The organism is Streptomyces sp. NPDC051555 (genome assembly GCF_044454405.1).
Taxonomy (GTDB): domain Bacteria; phylum Actinomycetota; class Actinomycetes; order Streptomycetales; family Streptomycetaceae; genus Streptomyces.
In genome coordinates this window covers 327,621-353,257 of the sequence record NZ_JBITDP010000002.1, presented here as the reverse complement: position 1 = coordinate 353,257, position 25,637 = coordinate 327,621, and the positions used below count along the sequence as shown (strand labels likewise).

Here is a 25,637-nt window from a genome sequence, read left to right as displayed (position 1 = left end):
TTCCGTGGCGCCGCGCCCCGAGAGTGGAGGCCATCGTGCCGGACATCCCCACGCCCCGTCCCCGCCCCGCCCCTTCGCCCGCCCCGGACCCCCTTCCTCCCGACCAGGTCGCCGGCCCCGATCCCGCCCCCGCCCCCGTCCTCGCCCCCGTCCCCGTCGCCGGGCCGCTCGCGCTCGAACTGCTCGTCCACGGGGTCGCGGGCGCCGCGCCCGAGGAACTGCTCGGCGATCCGCGCACCGTCCGCGTCACCGGGGACTCCACCGCCGCCGTCTTCCGGCGCAGCGACGACGCCGACGCCGAGGCTCACCCCGAGCGCTACACCGGCCGCCCGGTGCCCGAGGTCTACTGCTGGTCCCGGCTCACCTCGGGGAACGGGGCCCGGGCGCTGTGGCTGCTGCTCCTGCCGTTCATGGTGGCCAACCTCGCGCACTGGGCCCGGCCGCCCGCGCCCGCCGGGTCCGCCCGCGCGGTGCGCGCGTACGGCGTCCTTGTGCGGGTCGTCGCGCTGAGCCTCACCGTGCTGCTGATCGCCGCGGCCTGCGAGGTCTCCCTCGACCTCTTCGCCTGGCAGTGCGCGGGCTCGCCGCACTGCGCCGCGTCCCGCTCCTGGCTCGCGGTCCTCTCGCCCGAGCGCGGCGGCTGGTGGTCGCAGCCGGGGCGGCGCCTCGCCCTGGGCGCCCTGGTCCCGGCCGGGCTGACCTGGCTGCTCTGGTACCTCTCGAACCGCACGTGGAGCGCCTACGAAGCCCAGCCGCCGCCCCCGACCGCCCCCGACCCCGACGAGGCGGAGGAGGACGCGGAGGGCGGCGCCCCCGCGCTCGGCCGACCCGGATTCTGGTACGGGCGACGGATCGTGGCCCGGCTGCGGGCCGCCCACACCGCCGCGGGGTTGCTGACGGTCGCGGCGGCCGTCGCCGTGCCGACCCTGCGCTACGACGCCCACGCGGCCGGAGTCGGTCTTCCGGCCGGACCGGGCCGGATCGCGCAGGCCCTGCTCGTGGCGGGCGGCGCCGTGGTGCTCTGGGTCGTCTGCCGGCGCGGTCGCTCCGAATCGCGGGCCGACCAGCGCGTGGACCGCGCGGTGGTCACCTGGCTGCCGGGGTGCGCGCTGGCCGTGCTGGCCGCCGTGCTCTGCTACGCCTGCTGGTCCCGGCCGGGGTGGACCTCCACGGGACGGCTCCCGGGGGACCTCGTCTTCGGATGGCTCGCGCTCGCCCAGGGCGGCTGCGTCCTGGCCCTCTCGGCCGTCGCCCTGCACCTGCACCGCCGGGGCGCGGGAGGCGTGCTGCACGGGCTGGGCGGCCCGGCCGTGGCGATGCTCGCGTGCGCGCTGGGCGGGGTGATGTCCGCCGGGGTCGCGCAGCGGGTGGGCGACTGGCTCGGGGAGACCGGAACCCCGGCGCCCGGTGCGGAGGCGGGCACGGGGGCGGTGGGGGGCGTTTTCGCGGGGGCCGGCGCGTTGGCGGGACCGCCCGTGCTGCTGTCCTGGCAGGCCGCCGTCCTGCCGCCGCTGCTCCTGGTGTTGCTCCTGGCCGCGAGCTGGTTCGCGGTGCGCGGCGCCCGGGCCCGGCGCGCCACGGCCGCGACGGTCGCCGCCGAGTACCCGGGGGCCCGGCCGGACCGGGCGCGCAGCCGCCGGATCGCGGGGGCCCGGGCCGCCGCGGCGCTCACCGACTCGGCGCCGTGGTTCATCGGCGCGGTCTCCACCGTCACGCTGGTCCTCGGCGCGGGCGCCGTCGCCGGTGCCTGGCTCAGCGGGCGGGTCCCGGGTGAAGCCGCCCGGCACGCCACGCCCGTTCTGGAGGACGCCGCCCGGGGCGCGCAGGACGCCGGCTCCTGGCTGGTCGGCTTCGGCTTCGTCCTGTTCGTCACCCTGGGCCGCCGCGCCTACAAGGACGCCTCGGCCCGCCGGACCATCGGCATCCTCTGGGACGTGGGCACCTTTTGGCCCCGGGCGGCGCACCCCTTCGCCCCGCCCTGTTACGCCGAGCGCGCCGTGCCCGACCTGACCTGGAGGATGACCACCTGGACCGAGCGGACCGGCGGCCGACTGGTCCTCTCTGGTCACTCCCAAGGCAGCGTGCTCGCGGCCGCCGCCGTCTGGCAGCTGCCGCCGCAGGTGCGCCGCCGGGTCGCGCTGCTGACGTACGGCTCACCGCTGGCCCGGCTCTACGGGCGCTGGTTCCCCGCGTACTTCGGGCCCGGCCCGCTCGCCGCCCTGCACCGCGAGGTGGAGTGCTGGCGCAACCTCTGGCGTGCCACCGACCCGATCGGCGGGCCGGTCCTGGAGGCGGGGGAGCGGGACGTGGACCGGGGGCCGCTGCCCGATCCGGTCGCCTACGGACGTACCGCCCTGCACCCCTTGCCCGCACCCGTCCTCGGGCACTCCGACTACCAGGCGGACCCGGCCTTCGCCGCCGAACGGGCCGCGCTGCTGGCCCGCCTCGTCCTAGCGGACCGCCCGGTGGACGCCGAGGAGCGCGTCGAGGAGGGGCTCAGCAGGGGGAGGGGAGCAGCGGAAGGTCCGCCACGAACAGCAGGGTGAGGTCGTCGGTGGTCGGCTCCGACAGCTGGGCCACCCGCCCCGCGTGCCGCTCGACCATCGACTCGAAGGTCTGGCGGGCGGTGCGGCCGTTGCCGAAGGCCGCACCCTTCGGCAGCTCGGTGAAGTAGGTCAGCAGGGCCTCGACGGTGCCCTCGCCGAGGCGGTACTCGTGCTCCTCCGCCTGCTGTTCCACGATCCGCAGCAGCTCGTGCGGGCCGTAGTCGCCGAAGGTGATGGTCCGGGAGAACCGCGAGGCCACCCCGGGGTTGACCGTCAGGAAGCGGTCCATCTCCGCCGTGTAGCCGGCGACGATGACCACCACCGCTTCCCGGTGGTCCTCCATCAGCTTCACCAGCGTGTCGATCGCCTCGCGCCCGAAGTCCCGGCCCGAGTCCTCGGGGGCCAGCGCGTACGCCTCGTCGATGAAGAGGACGCCGCCCCTCGCCCGGTCGAAGGCCTCCTGGGTACGGATGGCCGTGGACCCGATGTGCTCGCCGACCAGGTCCACCCGGGACACCTCGACCAGGTGCCCCCGCTCCAGCACCCCGAGCGAGGCCAGGATCTCCCCGTAGAGGCGGGCGACGGTGGTCTTGCCGGTACCGGGGGAGCCGGTGAAGACCAGGTGGCGGCGGACGGAGGCGGCCTTGAGGCCGGCCCGCTGCCGGCGTCGGCCGACCTCGATCATGTCCGTCAGGGCGCGGACCTCGCGCTTGACGCTGTCCAGGCCCACCAGGGCGTCGAGCTGCCCGAGCACCTCGCCGGAGCCGCGGGCCGCCGCACCGGACTGCCCTTCGCCGTCGGTGGCCCGCTGTCCCGGAACCGGGGTCTCCGAGTGTGTGCCGTGGGCGCCGCTGCCTCCCGCACCGGCCGGAGTCGTCGTCACCGTCAGCGGTACGCCGCCCCGCGCGCCCGCGCCCGCGCCGGTACCGGCCCCCGCGCCCGCGGCGGACGCCGTGCCCAGGACCCCGGCGCGCACGGCGGCCTCGTCGCTCGTGCAGTCCTCGGAGAGCGGGCCCTCCTCGGCGAACTCGTAGCCCCCGCGGGAGCAGCGCTCGGTGTGGCAGCGGGTCAGCGAGGTCCGGCAGCCGTCGATCACATGGAAGCCGAAACCCGAGCTGCCGCTCACCCGGCAGGCGTGGAAGGTGCCCCGGCCGCCCGCCGAGACGTAGAAGCCGGCCTCGGCGGCCGAGCTGACGGTGCAGCGCTCCAGCGCGGGATCGGCGCCCTTGGTGACGATCACGCCCGTCTGCACCGAGTCGATGGTGCAGTTGGCCAGGGTGCCGCCGCTCCCGTGGTCGCGGAACCAGGCCCCGGTCGCGGCCTCGCGGATCCGGCAGTCGTCGAGTTGTGCGGTGGCGCCGTCGCTGACGGAGACGGCGGTGTTGCGCACCTGGGACAGGTCGCTGTCGACCACGTCGACGCGCGAACCCCGGTCCAGGACGAAGAGCGCGTCCGGTACGTCGTGCACCCGGCACGAGTCGAGGGACGCCGTCGCCCCGTCGCTGATCCACACCGCCGGGTAGTCGCCCGTACTGTCGTGGATCTCGCAGGACTCGGCGTCCACCCGGGTGCCCGGGTCCCACACCGACAGGCCGTTGCGACCGAAACGACGCACGGTGGTGCGGCTGAGGGTCAGCACCGAACGGGAACGCAGGTCGACCGCGTTCTCGGGGATGTCGTGGATGTCGCAGCCCGCCAGCGTCAGCACCGCGTCGGTGTCGAGCGTGACCCCGTCCGCGGAGGTGCGGTGCACGGAGCAGTCGGTGAGCCGGGCCGTGGCCCGGGCGGCGATCTGCACCCCGGTGCCCTTGATCTCGTAGACCTCGCAGCCCAGCGCGTCCAGGCCCGAGCCCTCGCCCGTGACGCCGATGCCCGCGCCGGTGCTGTGGTGGATCCGGCAGCGCTCCAGGCGCGGGTGGCCGCCGCCGCGCACCGAGACGCCCGTCTGCCCGGCTGCCACCACCTCGCACTCCTCGAACACCCCGCCACCGCCGTCGAGCACGGAGATGCCGACGCCCGTCGGGTTCTCGACGGTGCACCGGCGCACCACCGGGCGGGCTCCGCCGCGCACCTCGATGCCGGCCGCGGACCGGGTGCTCACCCGCAGGTCGGTCAGCTCGGGGGAGCCGTCCTCGACGAGCAGGGCGGGCGCGGCCCGGTCCTGTCCCTCCAGGTGCAGGTCCTGCACGATCGCCGAGGCCCGGACGGTGAGCGCCACCCCGTCGGGCGGGGCGATGCGCACCGATCCCAGCCCGCCCTCGGGCCCGCGCAGCGTGACGGCATGGTGCAGCACCAGGTTCTCGCGGTAGGTCCCGGGGGCGATGGACAGGACGTCCCCGTCACCCGCGGCCGCCAGCGCGGCGGTCAGTGTCGGATACTCACCGGAGCGGCGCCGCCATCGCGAAGGTCCGCCGTGCGTCACCTGGACCGTGCCCTGTGCCATCGTGCTGCCGTGCCCCCACCCTCGTGCTCGTGCCGAAGCGACTTCACCGGCGGTCGTCGGCCCGCGTTCGCGACCGTGTCCGCACCGGCCGGTCCACCGTAGCGCGCGCGGGCCCGGTGAGTTGCCAGGTCAGCTGCCCGCACCCGCTCTGCCCCAGTCGGGCCCGGCCGCTGCCCAGGCCCTGTCCAGCCGCAAGTACCGCCGATGCATGAGGCGGCGTACGACCATGCGCCGGAGCGTCTCCACGAGCGCGGCCGCGCTGATCGCGGCGGCCAGGCCCGCCAGAGCGGCGTGCACGGCGGCGGTGGAGGGATCCAGTGGGTGGCCCACGAGCCGGCCGTGGTGGTCGGTCCATATCCGGAAGTGATCGCCCTGGCGCGGTGGTTCCTGCGCTGCCGGGACCGTTCCCTGATGGTTGGTGCCGTCGGGCGCGGTCCACGCGGCGACGACCTGCGTCCGCTGCGGCGACTGCCGTTGCGCGGTGGGATCGGCGGCCGATCCGCCGAGCGAATCACCGGCGGGCCGCACCACGACCGCCGGGATCAGGTACCGCTCCTGCTGTTGCTCGCGCGCGGCGCGCTGCAACGTCACGTCCACGCGCAGACCGGCCGTCCAGCCGACGGCCGGCACCACCACCAACACGCACACCAGAGCGGCGAAGGCCACCCACGCCTCGATCAGATCCGTCTGCCGGCGCAGCGGGTTGCGCCGCCAACGCCAGACTCCCATTGCCGTCCACACGGTCGGGCACCCCCTTGCCTCCGTCTGCCTGCACGTCCAAGCCTCGCCCATGTCCCGAGGACGCGCATTCCGGGACTCGCGAGAGGTGTGTCACCCGATCCGGTGGTCAGTCGGACGACGGGTCGGCACACGTCTCATTCGGCACAACGGCACCGCGGGGCCGCCCGGTTCCCGTTCCTGTGGGGAGCCGCCCGAAGGTGTCAGTCCGGATGCGGTCGGATGGGCTCGGACCGGATCCGGGCGGGTCGGCACAGCCTCGTGGCGCCCGCTAGGGCCGCCCTCGGGCGCCGCTCGCGCCGGGTGTTCAGTCGAGGATCCGGACCTCGTCGCCGACCCGGACGGTTCCGAGCCGCACCGGGACCAGCATCCGTCCGAAGGCCAGCGACTTGCCGATCCGTCGGTGCGCGGCCAGGGTCTTGAGCGGTTCCTTGCCGCGCTCGGCGGTCCGCTGGTCGGTGGTGGTGATCACGCACCGGCCGCACTCGCGGACCCCGCGGAAGACGGCGTCCCCGATCGCGACGCGCTTCCAGCCGTCCTCGGCCCACGCCTCGGCGCCGGACACCACCAGGTTGGGGCGGAAACGATTCATCGGCAGTGGACCCTCATCGGCGTGGTCCCCCTGCGCGATCAGCCCGTTGAGCGCGTCCAGCGAGGCGAGGGTGGCCACCAGCAGCGGGTAGGCGTCGGCCAGGCTCACCGTCTCGCCCGGCAGTGCGTAGTCCGGGTCCACGGGCCGTCGTACGGCCGGGTCGTCGAGGTGTACCAGCCGGGCCGGGAAACCGAGGTACTCGGTGAACCAGGCGTGGCCGGCCGTGTCCGCGACGACGGTGTCGATCTTCTTGCCGAACAGCGCGACGGGCTCCAGCGGCCCCGGCGCGGGCGGTTCCACCACCACGGGCGCCAGCCCGGGAGCCGACAGCGCGACCCCGCCGCTCCCCAGCGGGCGGGCCGAGGCCAATGCGAGGCGCGGCTGCTGGCGTTGGGTGATGACGTTGCCCTCGGTGTCGATCACCGCCCAGCGCCGGTCCCCGGCGAGGCCCCAGGGCTCCACGGCCACCTCATCGGGAGAGGTCCCCGCTACCGATTTGACGGGATGGACGTGGAGTTCCTGGACGCGCATGTTCGTCATGGGGGCATCATTCCAGCCGCCCCCGGAGGCTTACCAGCGGGTATGTGCCGCGGGCGCCGTCAGTAGCCGCGTCCCTGGTACGGGCGGCCGTACTGGTCCTCGTAACCGGACGGCATGCCGGAGGGAACCGGAGCCGCGGCCTGCATCGGCCGCGGCGCGGCCGGGCGCATGGCCTCGTAACCGGAAGCCGCGGCCACCGGCCGTGGCTGCTGCGGCTGGGGTGCGTATCCGGAACGGGCGCCGGCCGGCTGCTGCTGCGGGATGTACGGCGCGGGCGCGTGCTGCAACGGCATGGGCTGCGGAGCACCCTGCTGTTGGTACGGGTAGCCGTAGGCGGGCTGCTGCTGCGGGGAGGGAGCCGCGGGCAGCGCGGGCAGGGCGGACTGCAGGGCGGGCAGGTAACCGCCCGCATAGCCGTTGTTGCCCTGGGGGGCGTTCTGCCCCTGGTAGCCGCCGCCCATGGAGTCGTAGGCGGCCGGCACGCGGATGGGCGCGATCTGAGGGGTGCCGCGTTCGGCGACGAGGGAGTCGTAGATGGGGGTGTCCGAGAAGGAGGGCGCGGAGTAGTAACCGCCGCCATAAGTGGAGCGGGGGGAGGTCATGGCACATAAGTTAAGCCCACGACTTCACGGGGTCCATAGCGAGGTCCCGTCAACACCGCGCTGACCTGCATATTCGCAGGTCAGCGCCACGGCTTTCACTTGACGTTCACGTGCACGATTCGTCGCTTTAAGCCGCTCTTGTTCCTACTCGTGCCTCCCTGGAGGGGAGTTGGGCGAACGCACCGCGCACCGCTGTGACCTCGCATGACGCGTGTTCAGGCCAGACGGCGACGTGTTTCAGGCATCGCTGGGGCGGGCATAGGTGCGGCCCTTCCACGCCGCGCCGCGCCCGCGGTAGTGCTGGACCGCCGAGTCGACCGTCATCAGCAAGTAGAGCAGCGCGGTCAGCGGCAACAGCGGGGCGAGCACCGCCGACTGCCGGTAATAGCGCAGCATCGGCAGGTATGTACCGGCCATCAGCAGCCAGGCCGCGGCGCCCGCCCACGCGGCCACCGGCCGCCCGGTCAGCAGGCCCGCGCAGCAGGTCACCGGCGGAGCCAGGTAGACGAGCGCCAGCCCCGCCACCGTCCCGACCAGGAGTAACGGCTGGTGCCGCAGCTGCGCGTAGGCGCTGCGCGAGACCATCCGCCACAGGTCACCGAGCCCCGAGTACGGGCGTACGCTGTCCACCCGCTCCGCCAGCCCCAGCCAGATCCGGCCACCACTGCGCCGCACCGCGCGGGCGAGGGAGACGTCGTCGATCACCGCCTGACGGATCGACTCCGGTACGCCCGCCCGTACGGCCGCCTCCGTGCGCAGGAGCACGCACCCGCCCGCCGCGGCGGCGGTCCGTCCCGCCGGACGGTTGATCCAACGGAAGGGGTAGAGCTGGGCGAAGAAGTACACGAAGGCCGGTACGACCAGGCGCTCCCAGACGGTGACCACCCGAAGCCGGGCCATCAGCGACACGAGGTCGAGGTCGGCCGAGACCGCGGCCGCGACCAGCTCGCGCAGGCTGTCCGGCTCGTGCGCGATGTCGGCGTCGGTGAGCAGCAGGTACTCCGGCTCCCCGGCGGCCGCGGCCCGTGCGAGGCCGATGCCGTGCCGCACCGCCCACAGCTTTCCCGTCCACCCGGCCTCCGGCTCGCCCGGGGAGCAGACGGTGAGCGGCAGCCCGGGGTGCTCCCTGGCGAGCGCCAGCGCGAGCGCGCCCGTGCCGTCGGTGCTCCCGTCGTCGACGAGGAACACCTCCGCCTCGCCGGGATAGTCCTGGGCGAGCAGCGAGGGAAGGCTCAGGGGCAGCACCCCGGCCTCGTCCCGGGCGGGCACGACGACGGCGACGGAGGGCCACCGTGCGGGCGGGGTGCGCGGCGGCAGCCGGACGTCGGTGCGCCAGAACATGCCCTGGCCGAAGGTGAGCCAGAGCCAGACGGCGAGCGACACGCAGGCGGCGATGCTGAGGGGGCCCATCCCCGCAGTGTGCCGAAACCGGCCGCGCGTGTCGCGTACCGACGCAGGCCCGCTTCGACCCGGCTCCGACGCGCGGGCGGTCCGGCTCCGGTGCGCGGGCGGTCCGGCGTCCGGAAAGGGGTGTGGCGGGCCGGTCGGGGGCGGGGGTCGATTAAGGTGACCAAGTGAAGATCGCGCTCATGGACTCCGGCATCGGCCTCCTCGCGGCGGCCGCCGCGATGCGACGGCTGCGGCCGGACGCCGACCTGGTCATCTCCTCCGACCCCGACGGCATGCCCTGGGGACCGCGTACCCCCGACGACCTCACGGGGCGGGCGCTGGAAGTCGCGCGCGCCGCTGCCGGGCTGCGACCGCAGGCCCTGATCGTCGCCTGCAACACCGCCTCCGTGCACTCCCTGCCCACCCTGCGGGCCGAGCTGGAGCCGGGGATCCCCGTCGTCGGCACGGTCCCCGCGATCAAGCCCGCCGCGGCCCGCGGCGGCCGGGTCGCCATCTGGGCCACCCCGGCCACCACCGGCAGCCCCTACCAGCGCGGTCTGATCCGCGACTTCGCCGCGGGCGTCCCGGTCACCGAGGTCCCCTGCCCCGGACTGGCCGACGCCGTGGAGTACGGGGACGCGGAAGCCGTCGTGCGAGCCGTCGCCGCTGCCGCCGCGCTGACCCCGCCGGACGTCACCGACGTGGTCCTCGGCTGCACGCACTACGAACTCGTCGAGGCCCCCATCCGGGCCGCGCTGGCCGAACGCACCGGCGGCGCCGCGCTCGTCTACCACGGCTCGGCGGAAGCCGTCGCCACCCAGGCGCTGCGCCGCATCGGCGCCCGCCCCGAGCCGGGCCTGCCGCCCACCGGCACCCTGACCGTGCTGCACAGCGGCCGCCCGGGCCAACTGCCGGCCGCCGCCCTCGGCTACGCCGAAGGCCGCCTCCTCACCGCCACCCAGGACGCCCCGGCCGGGCGCTAGGTCGTCTGTTTCGAAACACGCCCTAAAGGGTGTTGCAGAAGGCTCAGTTCTGGGCATTTTGTGGGTATGGGTGGGGTGTTGCGGGTTGAGCCGTTGTGGGTGGAGACGTTCACGGGCTTGCGGATGGATCGTTTCGTGAAGCTGGTGAAGGTGGTGCGGGAGCGGGGCGGTGATGGTCCCGGTGGCGGCCGTCCGTGGTGTCTACCGCTGCCGGACCGGGTGCTGCTGGTGGCCGTGTACTACCGGACGAACCTCACGATGCGCCAGCTCGCCCCGCTCTTCGGGATCTCCCCGGCCACCGTCTGCCGGGTGATCAACAGGCTCGGTCCGCTCCTCGCGCTGGAGCCGGCGCCGAGGCCCGTCGCCGACGTGGGCCGGTTGTGGATCGTGGACGGCACCCTGATCCCAGTCCACGACCGTACGGTGGCCGCCTCGTCCCGCAACTACCGGTTCTCGGCGAACGTGCAGGTCATCATCGACGCGGACAGCCGCCTGGTCGTCGCGAGCGCCCGCCCGGCACCCGGGAACAAGGCAGACGCTCACGTCTGGCGGGAGTCGGACCTGCCCGCCGTGGCGGCTGGGACGACCGTCATTGCGGACGGCGCCTACCTCGGCACCGGGCTGATCGTCCCGCACCGCAGACGAGCCGGACGCCCTCTCCTGCGCGGCCAGGAGGAGGACAACGCCGAACACCGACGGGTCCGAGCCCGCGTCGAGCACACCTTCGCCCGCATGAAGAACTGGAAGATCCTCCGCGACTGCCGCCAAAAAGGAGACGGCCTCCACCACGCCGTCCAATCCGTCGCAACCATGCACAACCTCGCCACGACCCGGTGAAACAGCAGGCCAACCAGCAGACCGGCCTGCCACCACCCACCCTTCTGCAACAACCTTTAGTCCGCCGGCCGCCGGGGCGCATGGACGAGGGCTTCGGCCAGCTCCCGCAGGGCGTCGGTGTCCAGGACCTGGTCGCCGAAGCCGGGCAGGGGGACGTGCAGGGGCTCGGCCCAGCGCTCGGGGACCGCCCCGGACCCGTACGTCGCGCCCGCCAGGACGCCCGTCACCGCGGCCACCGTGTCCGTGTCGCCGCCGACGTCCACGGCCGCCCGCAGCGCCTCCTCGAAGCCGGTCGTCGTCCGCAGCGCCCACACCGCCGTGCCCAGGCACGGCCACACCGCGCCGTTGAACTCGGTCGCCAGTCCGGGATGCCAGTCCGGCGCGAGCACCCGGGCGTAGCGCTCCCGCTGGTCGGGACGCACCTCTGCGAGCACCCCGGGCAGGGCGGCGAGCGGGTCCTCGCCCTCCAAGGCGCTCCGCACCAGCTCGTGCAGCACCGCCGTGCCCTCCCAGGCCGCCGCGTCGCCGTGCGTGAGCGCCGCGATCCGCCGGGCGGCCTCCATCGTCGCGGCCCGCCCGTCCGCGGCGAAGTACACGGCGGACGTCGACGCCCGCATCAGGGAACCATTGCCCGCGGCCCGGGCGTTGATCTGGAAGTGCAGCGCCGCGGCGAGTTCCCAGGACGCGCCGTTCGTCAGTACGTCCTCGGTCTGTAGCCCGATGTCCTTCGGTTCGCCCGCCGCCCACCGTTGGAACCGGCCGAAGATGTCCGGCAGTCGGAGTCCGCCGTGCTCCAGCAGCGATGCGCCGACGAGGACGGCCATCTGGGTGTCGTCGGTCGCCTCACCCGGCTCCCAGCCGCCGCCCCCGCACATCTCGCCGCCCCCGCCCGGCGTCGGGAAGCGCGCGGAGAAGGCGCCCGGGGGGCCGAACTCGAAGGGGGCGCCCAGCGCGTCCCCGACCGCCGAGCCGAGGACGGCTCCCACGGCGCGGTCGGCGCGGTCCGGGCTCACGGGGCGTGCTCCGTCGGCGCGCCCGGGCACACGGCGTCCAGCACGCCCCGGGCGAAAGCGTCCAGGTCGTCCAGCCCGGCCGCGGCCAGCGTCCCCGGCGCCCCGGCCAGCAGGTGCGGGAGGGCCCCGTGCAGGACGAGGGTCAGCGCGCGGGCCCGTTCCGCGGTGGCGCCCGCCCCCAGCGCGCGCAACAGGTGGGCGTGGGCCGCGAAGTCGGCGGCGGCGATCGGGTCCAGCAGCGCGGCCAGCCAGGGCCGCCGGGCGCTCTCGGCCAGCAGCTCCAGGTAGGCCAGTACGCGCGGGCGCCCCGGCCCCGCGACCTCGCGCAGCAGTCCGGCGAGCAGCGCGGCCACCCCGGCCCGGTCGGTCGGCCCGGCTCCCGCCAGCGCGTCCGCCCGCTCCCGGTAGCGCTCCAGGCACCGTTCGGCCACGGCGCGCAGCAGGGCGTCCCGGGTGGGGAAATAATTCTTGGCCGTGCCGAGCGGCACCCCGGCGACCGCGTCGACGGCCCGGTGGGTCAGCCCGCGGCCACCCGCCTCCGCCAGTACGTCGAGCGCCGCGTCCCGCAGCAGTTCCCTGCGCTCCAGATTCACCGGGGCAGCCTAACGACACCGCCCCGGCGGCGCCCGGCCGCTTCCGGCAGGCTCCCGTCCCGCGTTTGCCCCTGCGGCGCGGCGGGCAGGCGCGGACAGCGGAGGCCGAGGTCGGAGGCGGAGAGCGGACGCGGACCGCCGTGCGGCCCGTCCGCAAAAGGGCGAGAGGCGGTGGCGCGCGTGCGGAACGTGAGTACGCTGCTACACATGACGGACCACCCTCCGGGCCCGCTCTGGACCGGCCGGGCCTCCAACCGCGTGCAGTGGCTGATCGCCGCCGCCGGCGCGGCCTGCCTGGCGCTCGGCATCGAACTCGCCGTCGACTCCGCATGGACGGCCGGGATCATCCCGCTGGTGATGTCGGTCGTCGGCTGCCTCGCGGTCGGGCTGCTGATCCTCTACGGCACCCTCGCCTTCGTCCACGTCGCCGTCACCGTCGACGCCGAGAACATGGAAGTGCGCTGCGGGCACATAGGGCTGCCGCGCCGCCGGATCCGGCTCTCCGAGGTCACCGCGGCCGAGTTCGTCCCCCGCATCACCCCGCAGCAGTGGGGCGGCTGGGGCTACCGCTGGCGGCCCGACAAGGGCACGGCCGTCGTCGTCCGGCGTGGCGAGGGCGTCGAGCTGAGGCTCGGCGACGGCAAGCTCTTCACCGTCACGGTCGACGACGCGGAGAACGCGGTGCGCGTCATCCGTACGCACCTGCGCGCCCTGACGCCTTGACGCCGGCTCGCCCACCCGGGCCCCGGTGCGCGCCCTCACGGGCCGGGGCCCAGGTCGGCGACGTACACTCCGCCAGATGAGCAGCAGCGCCACCCGTGCGGTCGAGAACGAGCCCCCCGTCGTGCCCTCCGGCGAACCGGTGTCCCCACGGGCGCGCCGGATCGCCTGGCTGCTGCGCGCGGGCGGCTCGGTGGCGGCCGGGGTGCTGCTGTACCTGAGCTTCCCGCCCCGGCCCCTGTGGTGGCTGGCCCCCGTCGCCTTCGCGCTGCTCGGCTGGTGTCTCCAGGTGCGCCGGGCGCGCGCCGGATTCGGCTTCGGGCTGCTGGCCGGGCTCGGCTTCATGCTGCCGCTGCTCTTCTGGACCGGTGAGGAGGTCGGCCCGGTGCCGTGGCTGGCGCTCGCGGTGCTGGAGGCGCTCTTCGTCGGGCTGACCGGGCTCGGGATCACGCTGGTCCGGCGGTTGCCGGGCTGGCCCCTGTGGGCCGCGGCCGTCTGGGTGGCGGGCGAGGCGGTCCGGGCCCGGATCCCCTTCGGTGGCTTCCCCTGGGGCAAGATCGCCTTCGGTCAGGCCGACGGATTCTTCCTGCCACTGGCCGCGCTCGGTGGCACCCCGCTGGTCGGCTTCGCCGTGGCCCTGTTCGGATTCGGGCTGTACGAAGCCCTGAGCGTGGCCCTCGCCCGCCGCACCCTCGGCAGGGCGAACCCCGACGACTCCGGGACCGAGAACCCCGCGGGCACCACGGCCACGGCCGGCGCCGGCGCCGACGTCACAGGAGCACCTGGCGCCACGCGGACCCCTGGCGCCAAGCTGACCCCCGGCGCCACGCGGGCCATCGCCCTCGCGGCCGCCGTCGCCGCGCTCAGCGTCGTCGTACCGCTCGTCGCCGCCCTCGCCGCCCGCCCGCTGGTCTCCGACGCGGCCGAGGACGGCACGGCCGTGGCCGCCGTCATCCAGGGCAACGTCCCGACCATAGGGCTCGACTTCAACTCCCAGCGCCGCGCGGTCCTCGACAACCACGCCAAGCGCACGCTCCAGCTCGCCGCCGACGTCAGGGCGGGCCGTGCGCCGCAGCCCGACTTCGTGGTCTGGCCGGAGAACTCCTCCGACCTCGACCCCTTCGCCGAGCCCGACGCCTACGCGGTGATCGACCGGGCCGTGAAGGCCATCGGGGTGCCCGTGGCCATCGGCTCGGTGATCGCCCCGGAGACCGGCCCGCTGCGCAACACCATGATCCTCTGGGATCCGGTCAAGGGGCCCACGTCCACCTACGACAAGCGCAAGATCCAGCCGTTCGGTGAACGCATGCCGATGCGCTCCTTCGTACGGATCTTCAGCTCGGACGTGGATCGGGTCCGGCGCGACTTCGGTCCCGGCAAGGAGCCGGGGGTCTTCGACATGGCGGGCAGCCACGTCGGCATGGTCACCTGCTACGAGGCCGCCTTCGACGACGCCGTGCTCTCCACCGTCCGGGCCGGCGCGCAGGTGATCGCCGTCCCCAGCAACAACGCCACCTTCGGCCGCAGCGAGATGACCTACCAGCAGCTCGCCATGGACCGGGTGCGCGCCGTCGAGCACAGCCGGACCGTCCTCGTCCCCGTCACCAGCGGGGTGAGCGCCGTCATCCACCCCGACGGCAAGGTCGTCCAGCAGACGAAGATGTTCACCCCGGACGCGCTCGTCGCCACCATCCCGCTGCGTTCCTCGCAGACCCCGGCCACCCGGTTCGGCCCGCTCCCCGAGTACGCCCTGCTCGCGCTCGCGGCGGGCGGTTTCGGCTGGGTCCTGCTGCGCCGGGCCGGAGCCCGCGGCAAGGCGTCGTAGGGTCGGGGGATGAGCACCCCCGAGTTCATCCGCAGGATCCGTGAGCACGCCGGGCACCAGCTGCTCCTGCTGCCCGGCGTGACCGCCATCGTCGTCGACGACCTGGGGCGGGTGCTGCTCGGGAGGCGCACCGACACCGGCGAGTGGTCCGTGATCGGCGGCATCTGCGAGCCGGGGGAGCAGCCCGCGCTGACCGCGGTGCGCGAGGTGTACGAGGAGACGGCGGTGCGGTGCGTGCCGGAGCGGGTCGTCCTGGTCCAGCAGCTGTCGCGGATGGTCTACCCCAACGGGGACGAGTGCCAGTTCACCGACATCACCTTCCGCTGCCGCGCGATCGGCGGCGAGGCCCGGGTGAACGACGCGGAATCGCTGGAGGTGGCCTGGTTCGCCGTCGACGCCCTGCCGCCCCTGGAGCCCTTCGCCCTCGACCGCATCCACCGGGCGCTGTCGGACGAGGAACGGGCCTGGTTCGAGGCCCCCGACGAGGCGCAGGCCTTCCCCTCGCCCTAGGGCGAGTCCGAGGCACCGGCTCCGGCTCGGTTCCGCTCCGGCCATGGCGCCGGGAGCCTCAGGACCACCAGGTGTCCCGCGTCCAGTGGTGCACGCTCGGGTCGGCGGCGCGGCCCGCGGCCTCCCGGTACAGCTCCTGCGCGCCGTCGCCCATGACCGCGCTGTAGGAGACCTCCGGGACCTCGCCGCCGCCCTGGTACCCGCCCAGTACGCCCACCAGCGCACCGTCCGCCAGCCACGGGCTGCCGCTGGTGCCGCCCGTCAGGTCGGGGCAGCCGATCCGGCGTTGGGTGTCGCTCTGCATCGTGGTGTCGTTGGAGCAGACCAGCGCGGTCTCCTCGCTCGCCGGATAACCGACGATCGTCACCGTCACGTCGTCGGGCTGCTCGGCGATCACCGGGAAGCCGCCGACCACGTCCTCGATCCGGCGGCCCTCCAGCGGGGCGACGGTCGCGAAGGAGATGTCCGCGTCCGGGTCCTGCCCGCTCTGCCAGCTGGGATCGACGTACTGGCCGGTGAGCTGCCACACGCCGTACGGCGCGGCGCCGTCTCGGTAGCCCGGCACGAACACGGCGTCGCGCACGTCGCCCAGACAGTGCGCGGCGGTCGCGATCACGTCGTGCCCGTCGCTGCGGACCACGGAGGCGGTGCAGTAGTGCCCGCCGTCCAGTCCGCCCGCGAAGAGGGCGCCCACCCGCTGCGCCGAGCCGTCCGCCGGAGCCAGGACGGTCACCCCCAGGGGCGGCGCCGCCGAAGCGTCCGGGATGTTCACCGTGAGCAGTGCGGACATCGCGCCGATGGCCAGCACGGCACGGGCCGCGCGGCGGGCACGGTGGGCCTTTCGGGGAAGCATGCGCTGGATCATGCTCAGAGCTTGTAACGCGAACCTTTGCCCGGAGCCTCGGATTCCATAAGAATCCGCTGTGAATTCGTGACCCGGCGGGTGGAACCCCGACGGTCTAACGCGCGTCCGACCTCTGCTCGTAGACCGTCACCCGGCGCCCCCGCACCTGCCGGTCGGCCACCGGCACGAAGTGCTCCCCGAGCACCGCGGCCTTCACCCGGTCCCGCTCCGCCCCCGACGGCTTCGCCACCGTCGCCGCGTCCGTGACCAGCAGGATCCGGCGGTGCGCGAGCATCGCGGCCCGCAGCCGGGCCGGGTCCTCGCCCTCGACGCCCTTCAGGGTCCCCGACGCGGCCGGGGACCGGACGAGCGCGATGTCGGCCAGCCCCGCGAAGCGCCGGGGCGAGACGAGCGCGGTGTCCCGGCGCGCGGCCGGCACGTACAGCACCGCGTCCCCGGAGCCCTTCAGCCGGGCCACCTCGTCCGCCACGGCGAGCACGTCGTCCACCCGGCTGGCGGGGGCCCGCTTGCCCAGCTCCAGGGGCAGCATCGCGAGCAGCGCCCCCGTGATCGCCACCGGTACGACCAGGGCTGCGGCCCGGGGGGAGCGGCGCGCGGCGGCCCGTACGCCCGCGCCCAGGGCGGCGCCGATCAGCAGGGCCGCCCCCAGCATGGAGAAGAGCACGTACCGGTCGAGGAACAAGGGCTGCACCAGCGACAGCCCGGCCAGCGCCACGAAGGGCACCACCAGCAGCGGCAGCCCGACGGCGGCGACCGACGGCCTCCGGTCGCGCCGCCGATCGTGCGGCCCGGCATGCGGCCGGTCGTGCGGCCGGTCCAGCAGGGCCCCGACGGCGCCGATGGCCAGCAAGATCGCCGGGCCGATCAGCATCGACCAGGTCAGCGGCGGTATCCAGGACACCTGACCGGACTGGGTCCGGCTGAACAGGACCAGCGGCAGCGCCCCCAGCACCGCCCCCGCCGCGGCCGTCGCCCACCGCAGCACGACCGGCCGCCCGGCCCGCACCCACCACAGGGTGGCCGCGTGGGCGGGCAGGACCAGCAGCGAGAGCCAGTTCAGCAGGGCGCACACCAGCACGGTGACGCCGTACGCCCACCAGCGCGCCCGGCCGCGCCGCCCGTCCGGTCCGGCCTCCAGCCGCCCCACCAGCAGCAGGGTCGAGAGCCCGGCCCCGGCCGCGACGAGGGCGTACGGCCGCCCCTCCTGGAGCTGGAACTGCACGGCCGGGAGCAGCCCGAGGGCCGTGCCGGCGCCGATCCCCGCCCAGGCGCCGGCCCACCCCGGGGTCAGTCGCCGCGCGATGGCCGCCACGCAGCCCGCCGCGACCGCGACCGCCAGTACCGAGGGCAGCCGCAGGGTGGTCGTGCCGGCGCCGAACACCTCGAAGAGGCCGTGCATCAGCAGGTAGTACAGGCCGTGCACGGCGTCGACGTTGCCGAGCATGTGCCAGATCTCACCGGTGGAGCGCAGGGCCACCTGCCAGGTCGCGGCCTCGTCGCGCCAGACGCTGTCCTGCCGGGAGAGGCCCCACGAGCCGAGCCCCAGGGTCCACAGGAAGGGGACCAGCACGACCAGCCGCGCGGCGTACCGGTGCCCCTCCTGCGGGACCTCGGCCGGAGTGCTCCCGGCCCGGGAGGCGCGGGCGGGGCTGGACATGCCGGAAGTCATGGGAGTGCTCGGGTTCTCGGTCGATTGTTCGGGAGGTGTGCGCCCAGTCTATGGACGCGGCGGAGGGTTCCCGACCGCTTGTTGTGCACCGCGGTACGTGATCGCCCGTGGTCCCCGCCCCTAGCCTCGCCGCAAGGAGCACGCAGGAGCAGTACGTACGAGGGGCGGCAACCCGGTGAACTGGCTCATCCACGACTACCGCGAGAACGATCTCGCTGCGGTCGTCCACCTGATCGACACCACCGCCGAGCTGGGCCAGGAGTCCGTCTTCTCCCTCGCCGAGTGCATCAGCGCCCTCACCGGGCGCCAGCCCGCCGTGGTCGCCGTCCACCAGGGCGTCCCGATCGGCGCGGCCCTGGCCTGCGTCGCGGGGGAGCGGGCCTGGGTGATGCGGATCGCGATCTCGGCGGGCTGGCGGGGCCGCGGCCTGGCCAGTGCGCTGCTCGTGGAGCTGGAGCGGCGGCTGATCGCGGCCCGGGTCGGGCGGATCGCCTACGTCCTGCCCGAGGAGGACCTGCTCGGCGAGGGGCTCCTGAACGCCGGGTACACGCGCCAGCCCGCCGTCGCCTACTTCGAGAAGACCGAGCCGCTGCACGGCCCGGCGGCCGGGCTCCTCGACGAGCTGGGCGGCCGCTTCCTGCCGTCGGACCTCTGGGACGCCGTCGCCGGCATGGAGACGGAGAAGGACCTGATCGAGCGGCGCGTGGTGCTGCCGCTCGCCGAACCGGAACGGGCCGCCCAGCACGGGGTGCGACCGCCGCGCGCCATCACGCTCTTCGGACCGCCCGGCACCGGCAAGACCACCTTCGCCCGCGCGATCGCCTCCCGCCTCGGCTGGCCCTTCGTGGAACTCCTGCCCTCCCGGCTCGCCGACGAGGGAAATCTGGCCACCGCCCTGCGCGGGGCCTTCGCGCGCATCGCCGAACTGGAACGGGTCCTGGTCTTCATCGACGAGGTCGAGGAGATCGCGCCCGTACGCACCGAGCCCGCGCAGCCCGGCGGGATCCACGGGGTCACCAACGAGCTGCTCAAGCTGATACCCGGCTTCCGCGAGGGCGGGGAGCGGCTGCTGGTCTGCGCGACCAATTCGATCCGCTCGCTGGACCCGGCCTTCCTCAGGCCCGGCCGCTTCGACTACCTCATCCCCATCGGAACGCCGGACGCCGGCGCGCGCGCCGCGATCTGGGCCCGCTACACGGCGGGCCGCGCGGACGTCGACGTGGCGGCGCTGGTCGGGGCGAGCGAGCTGTTCACCCCCGCGGACATCGAGCACGCGGCGCGGCTCGCGGCCCAGGTGTCCTTCGAGCGGGACCTGGAGGGGACGGGGATCCGCGGGACGTCGGCCGGGCCGCCCGGCGCGAGCACCGAGGACTACCTGGCCGCCGTCGCCCAGTGCCGGCCGACCGTGACCCCGGCGCTGACGGGACAGTTCGAGGCGGACATCACGGCGCACGCCCGGTTCTGAAGGAATCCGCGGCCCCGGAGCCCGGAGCTCCGGAGCCCGGTGCCCGATGCCCGGTGCCGGAAGACGAAGCGGCCCGCAGCTGCTCCCCAAAGTAGCTACGGGCCTCCCCGCGCGGACTTGGCATCCGTGCGGGACGGCCACGTTCCGGTTGGGGTGTACGCCGGCTGGAACGTGGCACGCAGGGGTGCCGGGAGGCGTCCTGCACACCTCCGTCAACGTCTACGAGTCAACCAGCGGGCACACGGCCCGGGCTTCGGCCGGACGGCCACGGCGGGATGGGCCGAACGGGGGAAAGGACGGGGGAGGGGTGGGGGACGGGCGAGGGGACGTCGAGGGGACGTCGAGGGGGGTCGGGCGGGCCACCGGTCGGGTTACTGTCACACCGTCCGACCGGGACGCGATCCGATCCGATCCGCTGCGACGCCGGAGGTTGCCATGGGCTTCGTGATCTTCATGACCCTGCCCGGGCTCGCCCTGCTGCTCACGGCCATGGCGTTCCTCGACCTCGCGCTCGAACGGGCGGGCCGCGCCGGGGTACTGCCCTGGCGCTGGAACGGCCGTCAGGGCCAGATCTCCTCCACGGGCTTCGAGCAGCTCCACGCGAGCTTCTCCCCGGGCAAGCAGAACGAACTGAAGGAGCGGCAGAGCGCCCTCGTCATGCGGGACGACGAGGAGGACGGCGCCCCGCCGCGCACCCGCGTCGACCTCGACGGCGGCCGCGCGGTGATCCGGCTCCCCGCGGTCCCGCCCGCCTCCGGCGCCGCCCCGATCAGCGGGGACAGCGGTAGCTGAACTCCACGGCCGCCGTGTGCCGGCTCGGCTCCTCGATCCGCACCTCGGCCCGTGCCGGGTAACCGCCCGTGCCGTGGAAGGTCCACAGCAGGTGCAGCCGCGCCTCGTGCTGGCCGCGCGGCACCCGCTCGGTCAGCCGGTCCGAGCTGCTGCCGTCGCTGCGCACCCACCGGTAGGTGATCGTCCCCGGCCGCCCGTCGGTCCGTACGACGGCCACCACGTCGGCGGCCGAGTCGCAGGCCGGCCCCTGCGCGTCGGTGCTCACGGTGACGTCCCGCACCGCCAGCGCCGGCCCGTACCGCTGCCAGGCCAGGTACGCGACCACGGCCGCCAGCACCACCAGCGCCAGCGCGTAGCGGCGCAGCCCCGCGCCCCGGCGCCGTCGTCGCGGTGCGGCGGGCCCCGCCGCGGTCACCGGGAAGGGCGCGGCCAGCGCGGCCGTCACCCCGGGCCCGAAGCGCAGCACGGAGCCCTCGACCCGGTCGGGCACCGCCTCGGGACCGTCGAACCGACGGGTCGCCGCGAGGGCGTCCGGCCGCTCCGGCGGGCCGCTGATCCAGTGGCTGCCGAGCACGGTCGCGCTGTAGTCGTCGTCCTGGGGCGCGCGGGGATCGCTCATCGCGGGACCTCCACGACCGAGCAGCGCGGGATGGCGGCCGTGGCGGTCGCCGACTTGTTCCCGGCGGTCGGCACCGTGGTGACGCGCACGCTCAGGTAGCAGCCGCGGCCCTGGGTGAAGGTGTGCGTCTGCGGGGGCAGCGCGCCGCCCTGGGTCCTGGCACTGGTCGAACCGTCCGCCCAGCGCAGGTCGCCCTCGTAGGTGCCGAGGAACCACTCCAGGACCACGGTCGCCTCGCCGCCCTTGACACCGACGGAGACGGTCGCCTGCCCGGACCGCGTACTGGGAGGGCGCAGCGTGACCGACACGGAGCCGACGACCACGGTCGGCTTGGGGGACGGGGTCGGGGTCGGCGTGGGGGTCGGCGTGGGGGTCACCGACGTGCTCGGGCTCGGGCTCGTACCCGCGCTCGTGCTCGGACTCGGGCTCGGCGAGACGGACGCCGAGGGGGACGCGGAGGCCGACGGAGAGGCGGAGCCGGAGGCCGAGGGGGATGCGGAGGCCGAAGGCGCGGCGGACCCGGGCGGGCCCGCGCTGGTCGTCGCGAAGGCGCTCACCGCGGAAGTGGAATCCGGGGAGGCCCCGACCGCTTCCGTCGCGAACAGCAGCACGGTACCCAGCACCAGGGCCGTCCCGGCCGCCACCCAGCCCCGCCTGCCCGGCAGCCAGGAGGCGGGCGGCGCCGGGAGCACGGTGGTGGCCAGCGCGGTCACCCCGGCGCCCGGCGCACCCGCCGACGGGAACAGCAGCGGCAGCAGCGCGGCCAGCGCCGCCAGCTTGCGCTGCCCGCGCTCCTCCCAGTCGGGCCCGTACGCCGCGCGGGCCACGTCCTCCAGCTCCACGACGAAGGCGTCCGCGTTCTCCGGGCGCTGCTCCGGCTGCTTCGCCATGCCACGGCGGATCAGCGGCCGCACCGGCTCGGGGGCCTCGGACTCGGGTACCGGCGCCTCGATGTGCTGCACCGCCAGCTCGGCGAAGTTCTCCCCGGCGAAGGGCTTGCGCCCGGTCAGGCACTCGAAGAAGGTCGCCGTCGCCGCGTACACGTCGGCCGCCGGGGAGGCGGGCTCGCCCTGCCACTGCTCGGGGGCCATGTAGGCGGGGGTGCCGGCCACCCCCGGCTTGGTGCCGCGCCCCGTCGCGATCCCGAAGTCCACGAGCTTGGACGAACCGTCCTGGGCGACCAGGACGTTCTCCGGCTTGTAGTCGCGGTGCACGACCCCGGCGCGGTGCGCCTCCGCCAGCCCGAGCAGTGATCCCTTCAGCACCACCAGCGCGGCCTCCGCGTCGGTGGCGCCCGAGCGCTTGAGGACCGCGCGCAGGGATATCCCGTCCACCAGCTCCATCACGATGGCGGCGCCGCCGGGCGCCTCCACGTACTCGTACAGCCCCACCACGTAGGGCGAGTGCAGCCCGCCCAGCAGCCGTGCCTCCGCCCGGAACTCCCTGACGAAGGCCGGGTCGTGGCGCAGCCGGTCGGCGAGGTACTTGATCGCGACCGCCGTACCCGTCGTGTCGTGCACGGCGAGCACCACGCGCCCGCTGCCGCCCGAACCGAGCTCCCTGCTCTGCGTGTAACCGGGGACGGTCCACGTGTTCATCCTTCGCCCCCTGCCATGGCGTCGCCGCGTCCTGCGCTGTCCTCCGACGGCCCGGCGGTGCCGGGCCATCTCCTGGGACACGGATTGTGCCGTGGCCGGTTCCCGGCCGTACACCCGTCTCACCCACTGGTTTCCGGCCGGTCCGTCCCGACCGGGTCGGCGGGGCGGTGGGTGGGGCGGGTGTACGAGGTGCGGTCAGCCACCCCTAAGCCACCCCTAAGCCACCCCTAAGCCGCGGCCTGCCGGACCGCGATCATGTCGTGCAGCCGCTCGGCCGCCGCCCGCCCGAAGGCCGGGTCGTTGATGTGGGTGTCGTATTCGTAGAGCCGGGTGGCACTGCCCCGCAGCCCCTCGCGCAGGGCCGTGAACAGCGCCCGGTCCGCGACCGCGTCGTGGTACGGACCCCCCGGCTCGCCCAGGGTGGAGAGCCCGCGCAGCGGCAGGCACACGGCGGTCGGCCCGGTCGCCACCCGCAGTTTGGCCGCGACCCTGCGGCCCAGCTCGGTGCACTCGGCCTGGGTCGTGCGGATCACCGTGATCGACGGGTTGTGCACCCGGACCCGCCGGTAGCGGGCGTGCTCGGGCAGGCTCTCCAGCGGCCCGAACTTGACCATGTCCAGCGCGCCCAGGCTCACCACCTGGGGGATCCCGGCCCGCCCGGCCGCGCTGAGCCGGTCCGGGCCGGCGGTCAGGATCCCGCCGCACAGGTCGTCGGCGAGTTCGCTGAGGGTGAGGTCGAGCACGCCCGCGAAGAGCCCCTGGCCGGCGAGGGTCTCCAAGGTGCGGCCGCCCGCGCCGCTGGTGTGGAAGACGAGGACCTCGTAGCCGAGTTCGGTCAGCCGCTCGCGGGCCGCGTCCACGCCGGGCGTGGTCACCCCCGCCATGCTGGCGGCTATCAGCGGCCGCCCGCCCGCGCCGAGCCGGGTCGCACGCGCCTCGTGGGAGGTCCGTGCGTAGGCCTTCGCCATCGCCGCGACTGCCTCGGCGGCGTTCGCCAGGACGGGCGCGGAGACGCTGTTGATCCCCGCGATGTCCACCACGCTGTACATCATCGTGATGTCCGACGATCCGACGTACGGGGCGACGTCGCCGGACGCCATGGAGGACACCATCAGTTTCGGCACCCCGAGGGGAAGGGCCCGCATCGCCCGGGTGGCGATGGAGGTGCCGCCGCTGCCGCCTATCGCCAGCACGCCGTCGAGCCGCCCCTCGGCGTGCAGCCGTAAGAGGGTCGCCTCGGCGCCCCTGGCCATCGTGGTCACGGCCGCACCCCGGTCGGCGGCCGCGCGCAGTTCCGTCAGTTCCGTTCCCGCTGCCCGGGCCACCGCTTCCCGCGGGACATCGGCGGGCACCCGGGGATCGCCCATGATTCCTGTGTCGACCAGGACCACCTCGACGCCGGCGCGCGCGATCCGCTCGCGCAGCCAGCCGTACTCGACACCCTTGGTGTCCAGGGTTCCCACCAGCACGACGCTCGTCATGAGTTGTAATGTCCACGCAGTCGAGCCCGCTGGCAAGTCAAGGTCGAGTCAATCGTTCAATAGCATCAATAGCCTTTCGAGGAAAGGGACTTGGGACACGACCATGCTCTTGCGCGCCAGCGGGGGAGCGAACCAGGCCACGCGGTCCAGCTCGGGGAAGTCCTGCACCCTCCCGGACCCCGGCGGCCACTCCATCGAGAAGGTCCCGGGCCGCATGAGCGTCGGGTCGAGGTCCGCTTCGACCGCCCAGACGGTGACCAGCTTCCCGTTCGACTGGCGGACCTCGCCCAGGGGGAGGTAGGCGCCCTCCGGCGGCGGCAGCCCGATCTCCTCGGTGAACTCCCGGCGGGCCGCGTCCCGCGGGGCCTCGTCCGCCAGGTACTCGCCCTTGGGGATCGACCAGGCACCGGCATCGCGCCGTTCCCAGAACGGACCGCCCATGTGCCCGAGCAACACCTCGACCCCGGCCGCCGCGGCTGCGTCCCCGGCGGCGCGGCGGAAGAGGAAGAGGCCCGCACTGCGCTTCTGCGTCATGGGCCATGCATGCCCCGTGCGGGCACCGATCAGTGCTGGTACCGCTCAGTGCTGATGTGGTCCCTCACGGTGCACCGGCCCGTGGGCGTCCGCGCAGTGCCCGTCCGTGCCCTGCGGCTGCTCGCCCGCCCGGCCGACCGACAGCAGGGCGTCCTGCACGTGGTCCACCTGCAAGGTCGTGTGGGTGATCCCGTAGTCCGCGCGCAGCATCTTCTCCAGGTCGCGGCGCACGGCGTGGCAGTCGCCCGCCGGTTCCACCAGGACGTGCGCCGAGAGCGCCGCCTGGCCGGATGTGATCGTCCAGATGTGCAGGTCGTGCACCTCGGTCACCGGACCGTGCGCCACCAGCCGGTCGCCGACCGCGTCCGGGTCCACGTGGGCGGGAGCGGCCTCCAGCAGGATCCGTCCGGACTCGCGGATCAGTCCGTACCCCGCCTTGACCATCAGCACCACCACGATCAGCGTGGCGATCGCGTCCGCCTGGACGAAGCCGGTGGTGAGCACGATGAGACCGGCCACCGCCGTCCCGATGAAGGCGAACAGGTCGTTGAGGATGTGCTGGTAGGCGCCCTCGACGGCCAGCGAGGACCGGTTGGCCTTGGAGATGCACCACGCGCAGACCACGTTGACCACGATGCCCGCCAGCGCGGTGACCAGGACCAGCCCGCCGTGGACCTCGGGCGGGTCGATCAGCCGGCGGACCGCCTCGTACGCCAGCCAGAGCGCCAGCAGCAGCAGGGTGAGGCCGTTGGCCTGCGCGGAGAGGATCTCCGCGCGCTTGAGCCCGTAGGTGAACCCGCCGCGCGCAGGCCGGGCGGCCAGCCGCATGGCTATGAGCGCGAGGACGATCGAGACGGCGTCGGTCAGCATGTGGGCGGCGTCGGAGATCAGGGCCAACGATCGGGCCACGACACCGATGACGACCTCGACCGCCATGAACGCGCCGATCAGGCCGAGCGCGATCCCCAGCCAGCGGCGGTCGGCGTTCTCCACGACCCCGTGCGAGTGCCCGCCGTGCCCGCCGTGCGCACCGTGGCCGTCGTGCCCGCCGGCTCCCTCGGTCCCGCCCGGCGCGTGGTCGTGTGCGTGGTCGTGCGCACTCATCCCTGGTCCCCGTCCCTTCGATTCCGTCGGCCCGCCCGGATCCGCCCGTCGGCCCCACCGGATCCGCCCGTCGGTCCGCTCGGGTCCGACGGTCTGTTCGGATCCGACGCGTGAAGTGAAGCGCACCCGCGGAGGATCGGCAAAGGCTGCAACGGGGACCGTTGTCATTACCCATAAGA

General features: G+C 74.4%; 22 protein-coding genes. 8 read left to right on the top strand and 14 right to left on the bottom strand.

Going from position 1 to position 25,637, the window contains the following annotated elements; translation table 11 throughout:
• The first annotated feature begins 35 nt into the window (after positions 1-35).
• Positions 36-2,546, top strand: coding sequence for a hypothetical protein (locus ACIBEA_RS06005; RefSeq protein WP_399258443.1), 2,511 nt, complete (start codon positions 36-38; stop codon positions 2,544-2,546).
• On the opposite strand, the gene ACIBEA_RS06000 is transcribed toward ACIBEA_RS06005, so the two are convergent.
• The 5 genes from ACIBEA_RS06000 to ACIBEA_RS05980 all read right to left on the bottom strand — a co-directional run bounded on the left by ACIBEA_RS06000 (position 2,497) and on the right by ACIBEA_RS05980 (position 8,871).
• A complete protein-coding gene (locus ACIBEA_RS06000) occupies positions 2,497-4,989 on the bottom strand; it encodes a right-handed parallel beta-helix repeat-containing protein (RefSeq protein WP_399258441.1) in 2,493 nt (830 codons plus the stop codon). The genes ACIBEA_RS06005 and ACIBEA_RS06000 overlap by 50 nt on opposite strands.
• A 129-nt stretch (positions 4,990-5,118) precedes the next feature.
• Positions 5,119-5,718 (bottom strand): hypothetical protein, encoded by a 600-nt coding sequence (locus ACIBEA_RS05995; protein WP_399258439.1) that lies wholly within the window; start codon positions 5,716-5,718, stop codon positions 5,119-5,121.
• Between the two features lie 316 nt (positions 5,719-6,034).
• Positions 6,035-6,859, bottom strand: coding sequence for an MOSC domain-containing protein (locus ACIBEA_RS05990; RefSeq protein ID WP_399258437.1), 825 nt, complete (start codon positions 6,857-6,859; stop codon positions 6,035-6,037).
• Between the two features lie 59 nt (positions 6,860-6,918).
• Positions 6,919-7,461 carry a DUF6643 family protein gene (locus ACIBEA_RS05985; RefSeq protein ID WP_399258435.1) on the bottom strand — a complete coding sequence of 181 codons (543 nt, stop codon included), beginning with the start codon at positions 7,459-7,461 and terminating at the stop codon, positions 6,919-6,921.
• 237 nt (positions 7,462-7,698) lie between these two features.
• Positions 7,699-8,871, bottom strand: coding sequence for a glycosyltransferase (locus ACIBEA_RS05980; RefSeq protein ID WP_399258433.1), 1,173 nt, complete (start codon positions 8,869-8,871; stop codon positions 7,699-7,701).
• A 164-nt stretch (positions 8,872-9,035) separates the two neighbouring features.
• Between ACIBEA_RS05980 and ACIBEA_RS05975 the strand changes: the two genes are divergently transcribed.
• Entirely contained in the window at positions 9,036-9,833 is a 798-nt protein-coding gene (locus tag ACIBEA_RS05975; RefSeq protein WP_399258431.1) for a glutamate racemase, read from the top strand.
• Positions 9,834-9,899: 66 nt separating this feature from the next.
• A complete protein-coding gene (locus tag ACIBEA_RS05970; protein ID WP_399258428.1) occupies positions 9,900-10,670 on the top strand; it encodes a transposase in 771 nt (256 codons plus the stop codon).
• Between the two features lie 56 nt (positions 10,671-10,726).
• On the opposite strand, the gene ACIBEA_RS05965 is transcribed toward ACIBEA_RS05970, so the two are convergent.
• Both ACIBEA_RS05965 and ACIBEA_RS05960 read right to left on the bottom strand, forming a co-directional pair.
• A complete protein-coding gene (locus ACIBEA_RS05965; protein ID WP_399258426.1) occupies positions 10,727-11,683 on the bottom strand; it encodes an ADP-ribosylglycohydrolase family protein in 957 nt (318 codons plus the stop codon).
• Positions 11,680-12,276: a TetR/AcrR family transcriptional regulator gene (locus tag ACIBEA_RS05960; protein ID WP_399258424.1), complete on the bottom strand. Its 597-nt coding sequence runs from the start codon at positions 12,274-12,276 to the stop codon at positions 11,680-11,682. Before ACIBEA_RS05960 ends, ACIBEA_RS05965 begins: the two co-directional genes overlap by 4 nt.
• Before the next feature lie 207 nt (positions 12,277-12,483).
• Here ACIBEA_RS05960 and ACIBEA_RS05955 point away from each other — a divergent pair, with 207 nt between their 5' ends.
• The 3 genes from ACIBEA_RS05955 to ACIBEA_RS05945 all read left to right on the top strand — a co-directional run bounded on the left by ACIBEA_RS05955 (position 12,484) and on the right by ACIBEA_RS05945 (position 15,331).
• The gene (locus tag ACIBEA_RS05955) at positions 12,484-12,999 is read left to right on the top strand and encodes a hypothetical protein (RefSeq protein ID WP_399258422.1); all 516 of its coding nucleotides are present in this window, start codon (positions 12,484-12,486) and stop codon (positions 12,997-12,999) included.
• A gap of 76 nt (positions 13,000-13,075) precedes the next feature.
• A complete protein-coding gene (lnt, locus tag ACIBEA_RS05950; RefSeq protein WP_399258420.1) occupies positions 13,076-14,821 on the top strand; it encodes an apolipoprotein N-acyltransferase in 1,746 nt (581 codons plus the stop codon).
• Between the two features lie 9 nt (positions 14,822-14,830).
• Positions 14,831-15,331: an NUDIX hydrolase gene (locus ACIBEA_RS05945; RefSeq protein WP_399258418.1), complete on the top strand. Its 501-nt coding sequence runs from the start codon at positions 14,831-14,833 to the stop codon at positions 15,329-15,331.
• A gap of 58 nt (positions 15,332-15,389) precedes the next feature.
• Here ACIBEA_RS05945 and ACIBEA_RS05940 read toward each other — a convergent pair whose 3' ends face one another.
• Positions 15,390-16,184: a trypsin-like serine peptidase gene (locus tag ACIBEA_RS05940; RefSeq protein ID WP_399258416.1), complete on the bottom strand. Its 795-nt coding sequence runs from the start codon at positions 16,182-16,184 to the stop codon at positions 15,390-15,392.
• Positions 16,185-16,290: 106 nt separating this feature from the next.
• Positions 16,291-17,853, bottom strand: coding sequence for a hypothetical protein (locus ACIBEA_RS05935; protein WP_399258415.1), 1,563 nt, complete (start codon positions 17,851-17,853; stop codon positions 16,291-16,293).
• Between the two features lie 187 nt (positions 17,854-18,040).
• Between ACIBEA_RS05935 and ACIBEA_RS05930 the strand changes: the two genes are divergently transcribed.
• The gene (locus ACIBEA_RS05930) at positions 18,041-19,330 is read left to right on the top strand and encodes an ATP-binding protein (RefSeq protein WP_399258413.1); all 1,290 of its coding nucleotides are present in this window, start codon (positions 18,041-18,043) and stop codon (positions 19,328-19,330) included.
• Positions 19,331-19,765: 435 nt separating this feature from the next.
• Positions 19,766-20,122 carry a DUF6191 domain-containing protein gene (locus ACIBEA_RS05925; RefSeq protein ID WP_399258411.1) on the top strand — a complete coding sequence of 119 codons (357 nt, stop codon included), beginning with the start codon at positions 19,766-19,768 and terminating at the stop codon, positions 20,120-20,122.
• Here the strand turns inward: ACIBEA_RS05925 and ACIBEA_RS05920 are convergent.
• From ACIBEA_RS05920 to ACIBEA_RS05900, 5 genes are all read right to left on the bottom strand, one after another.
• On the bottom strand, positions 20,100-20,741 hold the full coding sequence (locus ACIBEA_RS05920) for a hypothetical protein (RefSeq protein WP_399258409.1): 642 nt from the start codon (positions 20,739-20,741) through the stop codon (positions 20,100-20,102). The two genes, ACIBEA_RS05925 and ACIBEA_RS05920, sit on opposite strands and share 23 nt — an antisense overlap.
• On the bottom strand, positions 20,738-22,339 hold the full coding sequence (locus tag ACIBEA_RS05915) for a serine/threonine-protein kinase (RefSeq protein WP_399258407.1): 1,602 nt from the start codon (positions 22,337-22,339) through the stop codon (positions 20,738-20,740). Before ACIBEA_RS05915 ends, ACIBEA_RS05920 begins: the two co-directional genes overlap by 4 nt.
• A 227-nt stretch (positions 22,340-22,566) precedes the next feature.
• On the bottom strand, positions 22,567-23,820 hold the full coding sequence (locus ACIBEA_RS05910) for a Tm-1-like ATP-binding domain-containing protein (protein ID WP_399258405.1): 1,254 nt from the start codon (positions 23,818-23,820) through the stop codon (positions 22,567-22,569).
• A 48-nt stretch (positions 23,821-23,868) separates the two neighbouring features.
• Positions 23,869-24,354 carry an NUDIX domain-containing protein gene (locus ACIBEA_RS05905; protein ID WP_399258403.1) on the bottom strand — a complete coding sequence of 162 codons (486 nt, stop codon included), beginning with the start codon at positions 24,352-24,354 and terminating at the stop codon, positions 23,869-23,871.
• Positions 24,355-24,399: 45 nt separating this feature from the next.
• Entirely contained in the window at positions 24,400-25,458 is a 1,059-nt protein-coding gene (locus ACIBEA_RS05900) for a cation diffusion facilitator family transporter (RefSeq protein WP_399258401.1), read from the bottom strand.
• Between the last annotated feature and the right edge of the window lie 179 nt (positions 25,459-25,637).

What these genes read in the sequence shown, in the direction of transcription:
- ACIBEA_RS06000 (WP_399258441.1), bottom strand. Translation starts at nt 4,989, where the DNA reads ATGGCACAGGGCACGGTCCAGGTGACGCACGGCGGACCTTCGCGATGG.
- ACIBEA_RS05995 (WP_399258439.1), bottom strand. Translation starts at nt 5,718, where the DNA reads ATGGGAGTCTGGCGTTGGCGGCGCAACCCGCTGCGCCGGCAGACGGAT.
- ACIBEA_RS05990 (WP_399258437.1), bottom strand. Translation starts at nt 6,859, where the DNA reads ATGACGAACATGCGCGTCCAGGAACTCCACGTCCATCCCGTCAAATCG.
- ACIBEA_RS05985 (WP_399258435.1), bottom strand. Translation starts at nt 7,461, where the DNA reads ATGACCTCCCCCCGCTCCACTTATGGCGGCGGTTACTACTCCGCGCCC.
- ACIBEA_RS05980 (WP_399258433.1), bottom strand. Translation starts at nt 8,871, where the DNA reads ATGGGCCCCCTCAGCATCGCCGCCTGCGTGTCGCTCGCCGTCTGGCTC.
- ACIBEA_RS05970 (WP_399258428.1), top strand. Translation starts at nt 9,900, where the DNA reads ATGGGTGGGGTGTTGCGGGTTGAGCCGTTGTGGGTGGAGACGTTCACG.
- ACIBEA_RS05955 (WP_399258422.1), top strand. Translation starts at nt 12,484, where the DNA reads ATGACGGACCACCCTCCGGGCCCGCTCTGGACCGGCCGGGCCTCCAAC.
- lnt (WP_399258420.1), top strand. Translation starts at nt 13,076, where the DNA reads ATGAGCAGCAGCGCCACCCGTGCGGTCGAGAACGAGCCCCCCGTCGTG.
- ACIBEA_RS05945 (WP_399258418.1), top strand. Translation starts at nt 14,831, where the DNA reads ATGAGCACCCCCGAGTTCATCCGCAGGATCCGTGAGCACGCCGGGCAC.
- ACIBEA_RS05940 (WP_399258416.1), bottom strand. Translation starts at nt 16,184, where the DNA reads ATGCTTCCCCGAAAGGCCCACCGTGCCCGCCGCGCGGCCCGTGCCGTG.
- ACIBEA_RS05935 (WP_399258415.1), bottom strand. Translation starts at nt 17,853, where the DNA reads ATGTCCAGCCCCGCCCGCGCCTCCCGGGCCGGGAGCACTCCGGCCGAG.
- ACIBEA_RS05925 (WP_399258411.1), top strand. Translation starts at nt 19,766, where the DNA reads ATGGGCTTCGTGATCTTCATGACCCTGCCCGGGCTCGCCCTGCTGCTC.
- ACIBEA_RS05920 (WP_399258409.1), bottom strand. Translation starts at nt 20,741, where the DNA reads ATGAGCGATCCCCGCGCGCCCCAGGACGACGACTACAGCGCGACCGTG.
- ACIBEA_RS05915 (WP_399258407.1), bottom strand. Translation starts at nt 22,339, where the DNA reads ATGAACACGTGGACCGTCCCCGGTTACACGCAGAGCAGGGAGCTCGGT.
- ACIBEA_RS05910 (WP_399258405.1), bottom strand. Translation starts at nt 23,820, where the DNA reads ATGACGAGCGTCGTGCTGGTGGGAACCCTGGACACCAAGGGTGTCGAG.
- ACIBEA_RS05905 (WP_399258403.1), bottom strand. Translation starts at nt 24,354, where the DNA reads ATGACGCAGAAGCGCAGTGCGGGCCTCTTCCTCTTCCGCCGCGCCGCC.
- ACIBEA_RS05900 (WP_399258401.1), bottom strand. Translation starts at nt 25,458, where the DNA reads ATGAGTGCGCACGACCACGCACACGACCACGCGCCGGGCGGGACCGAG.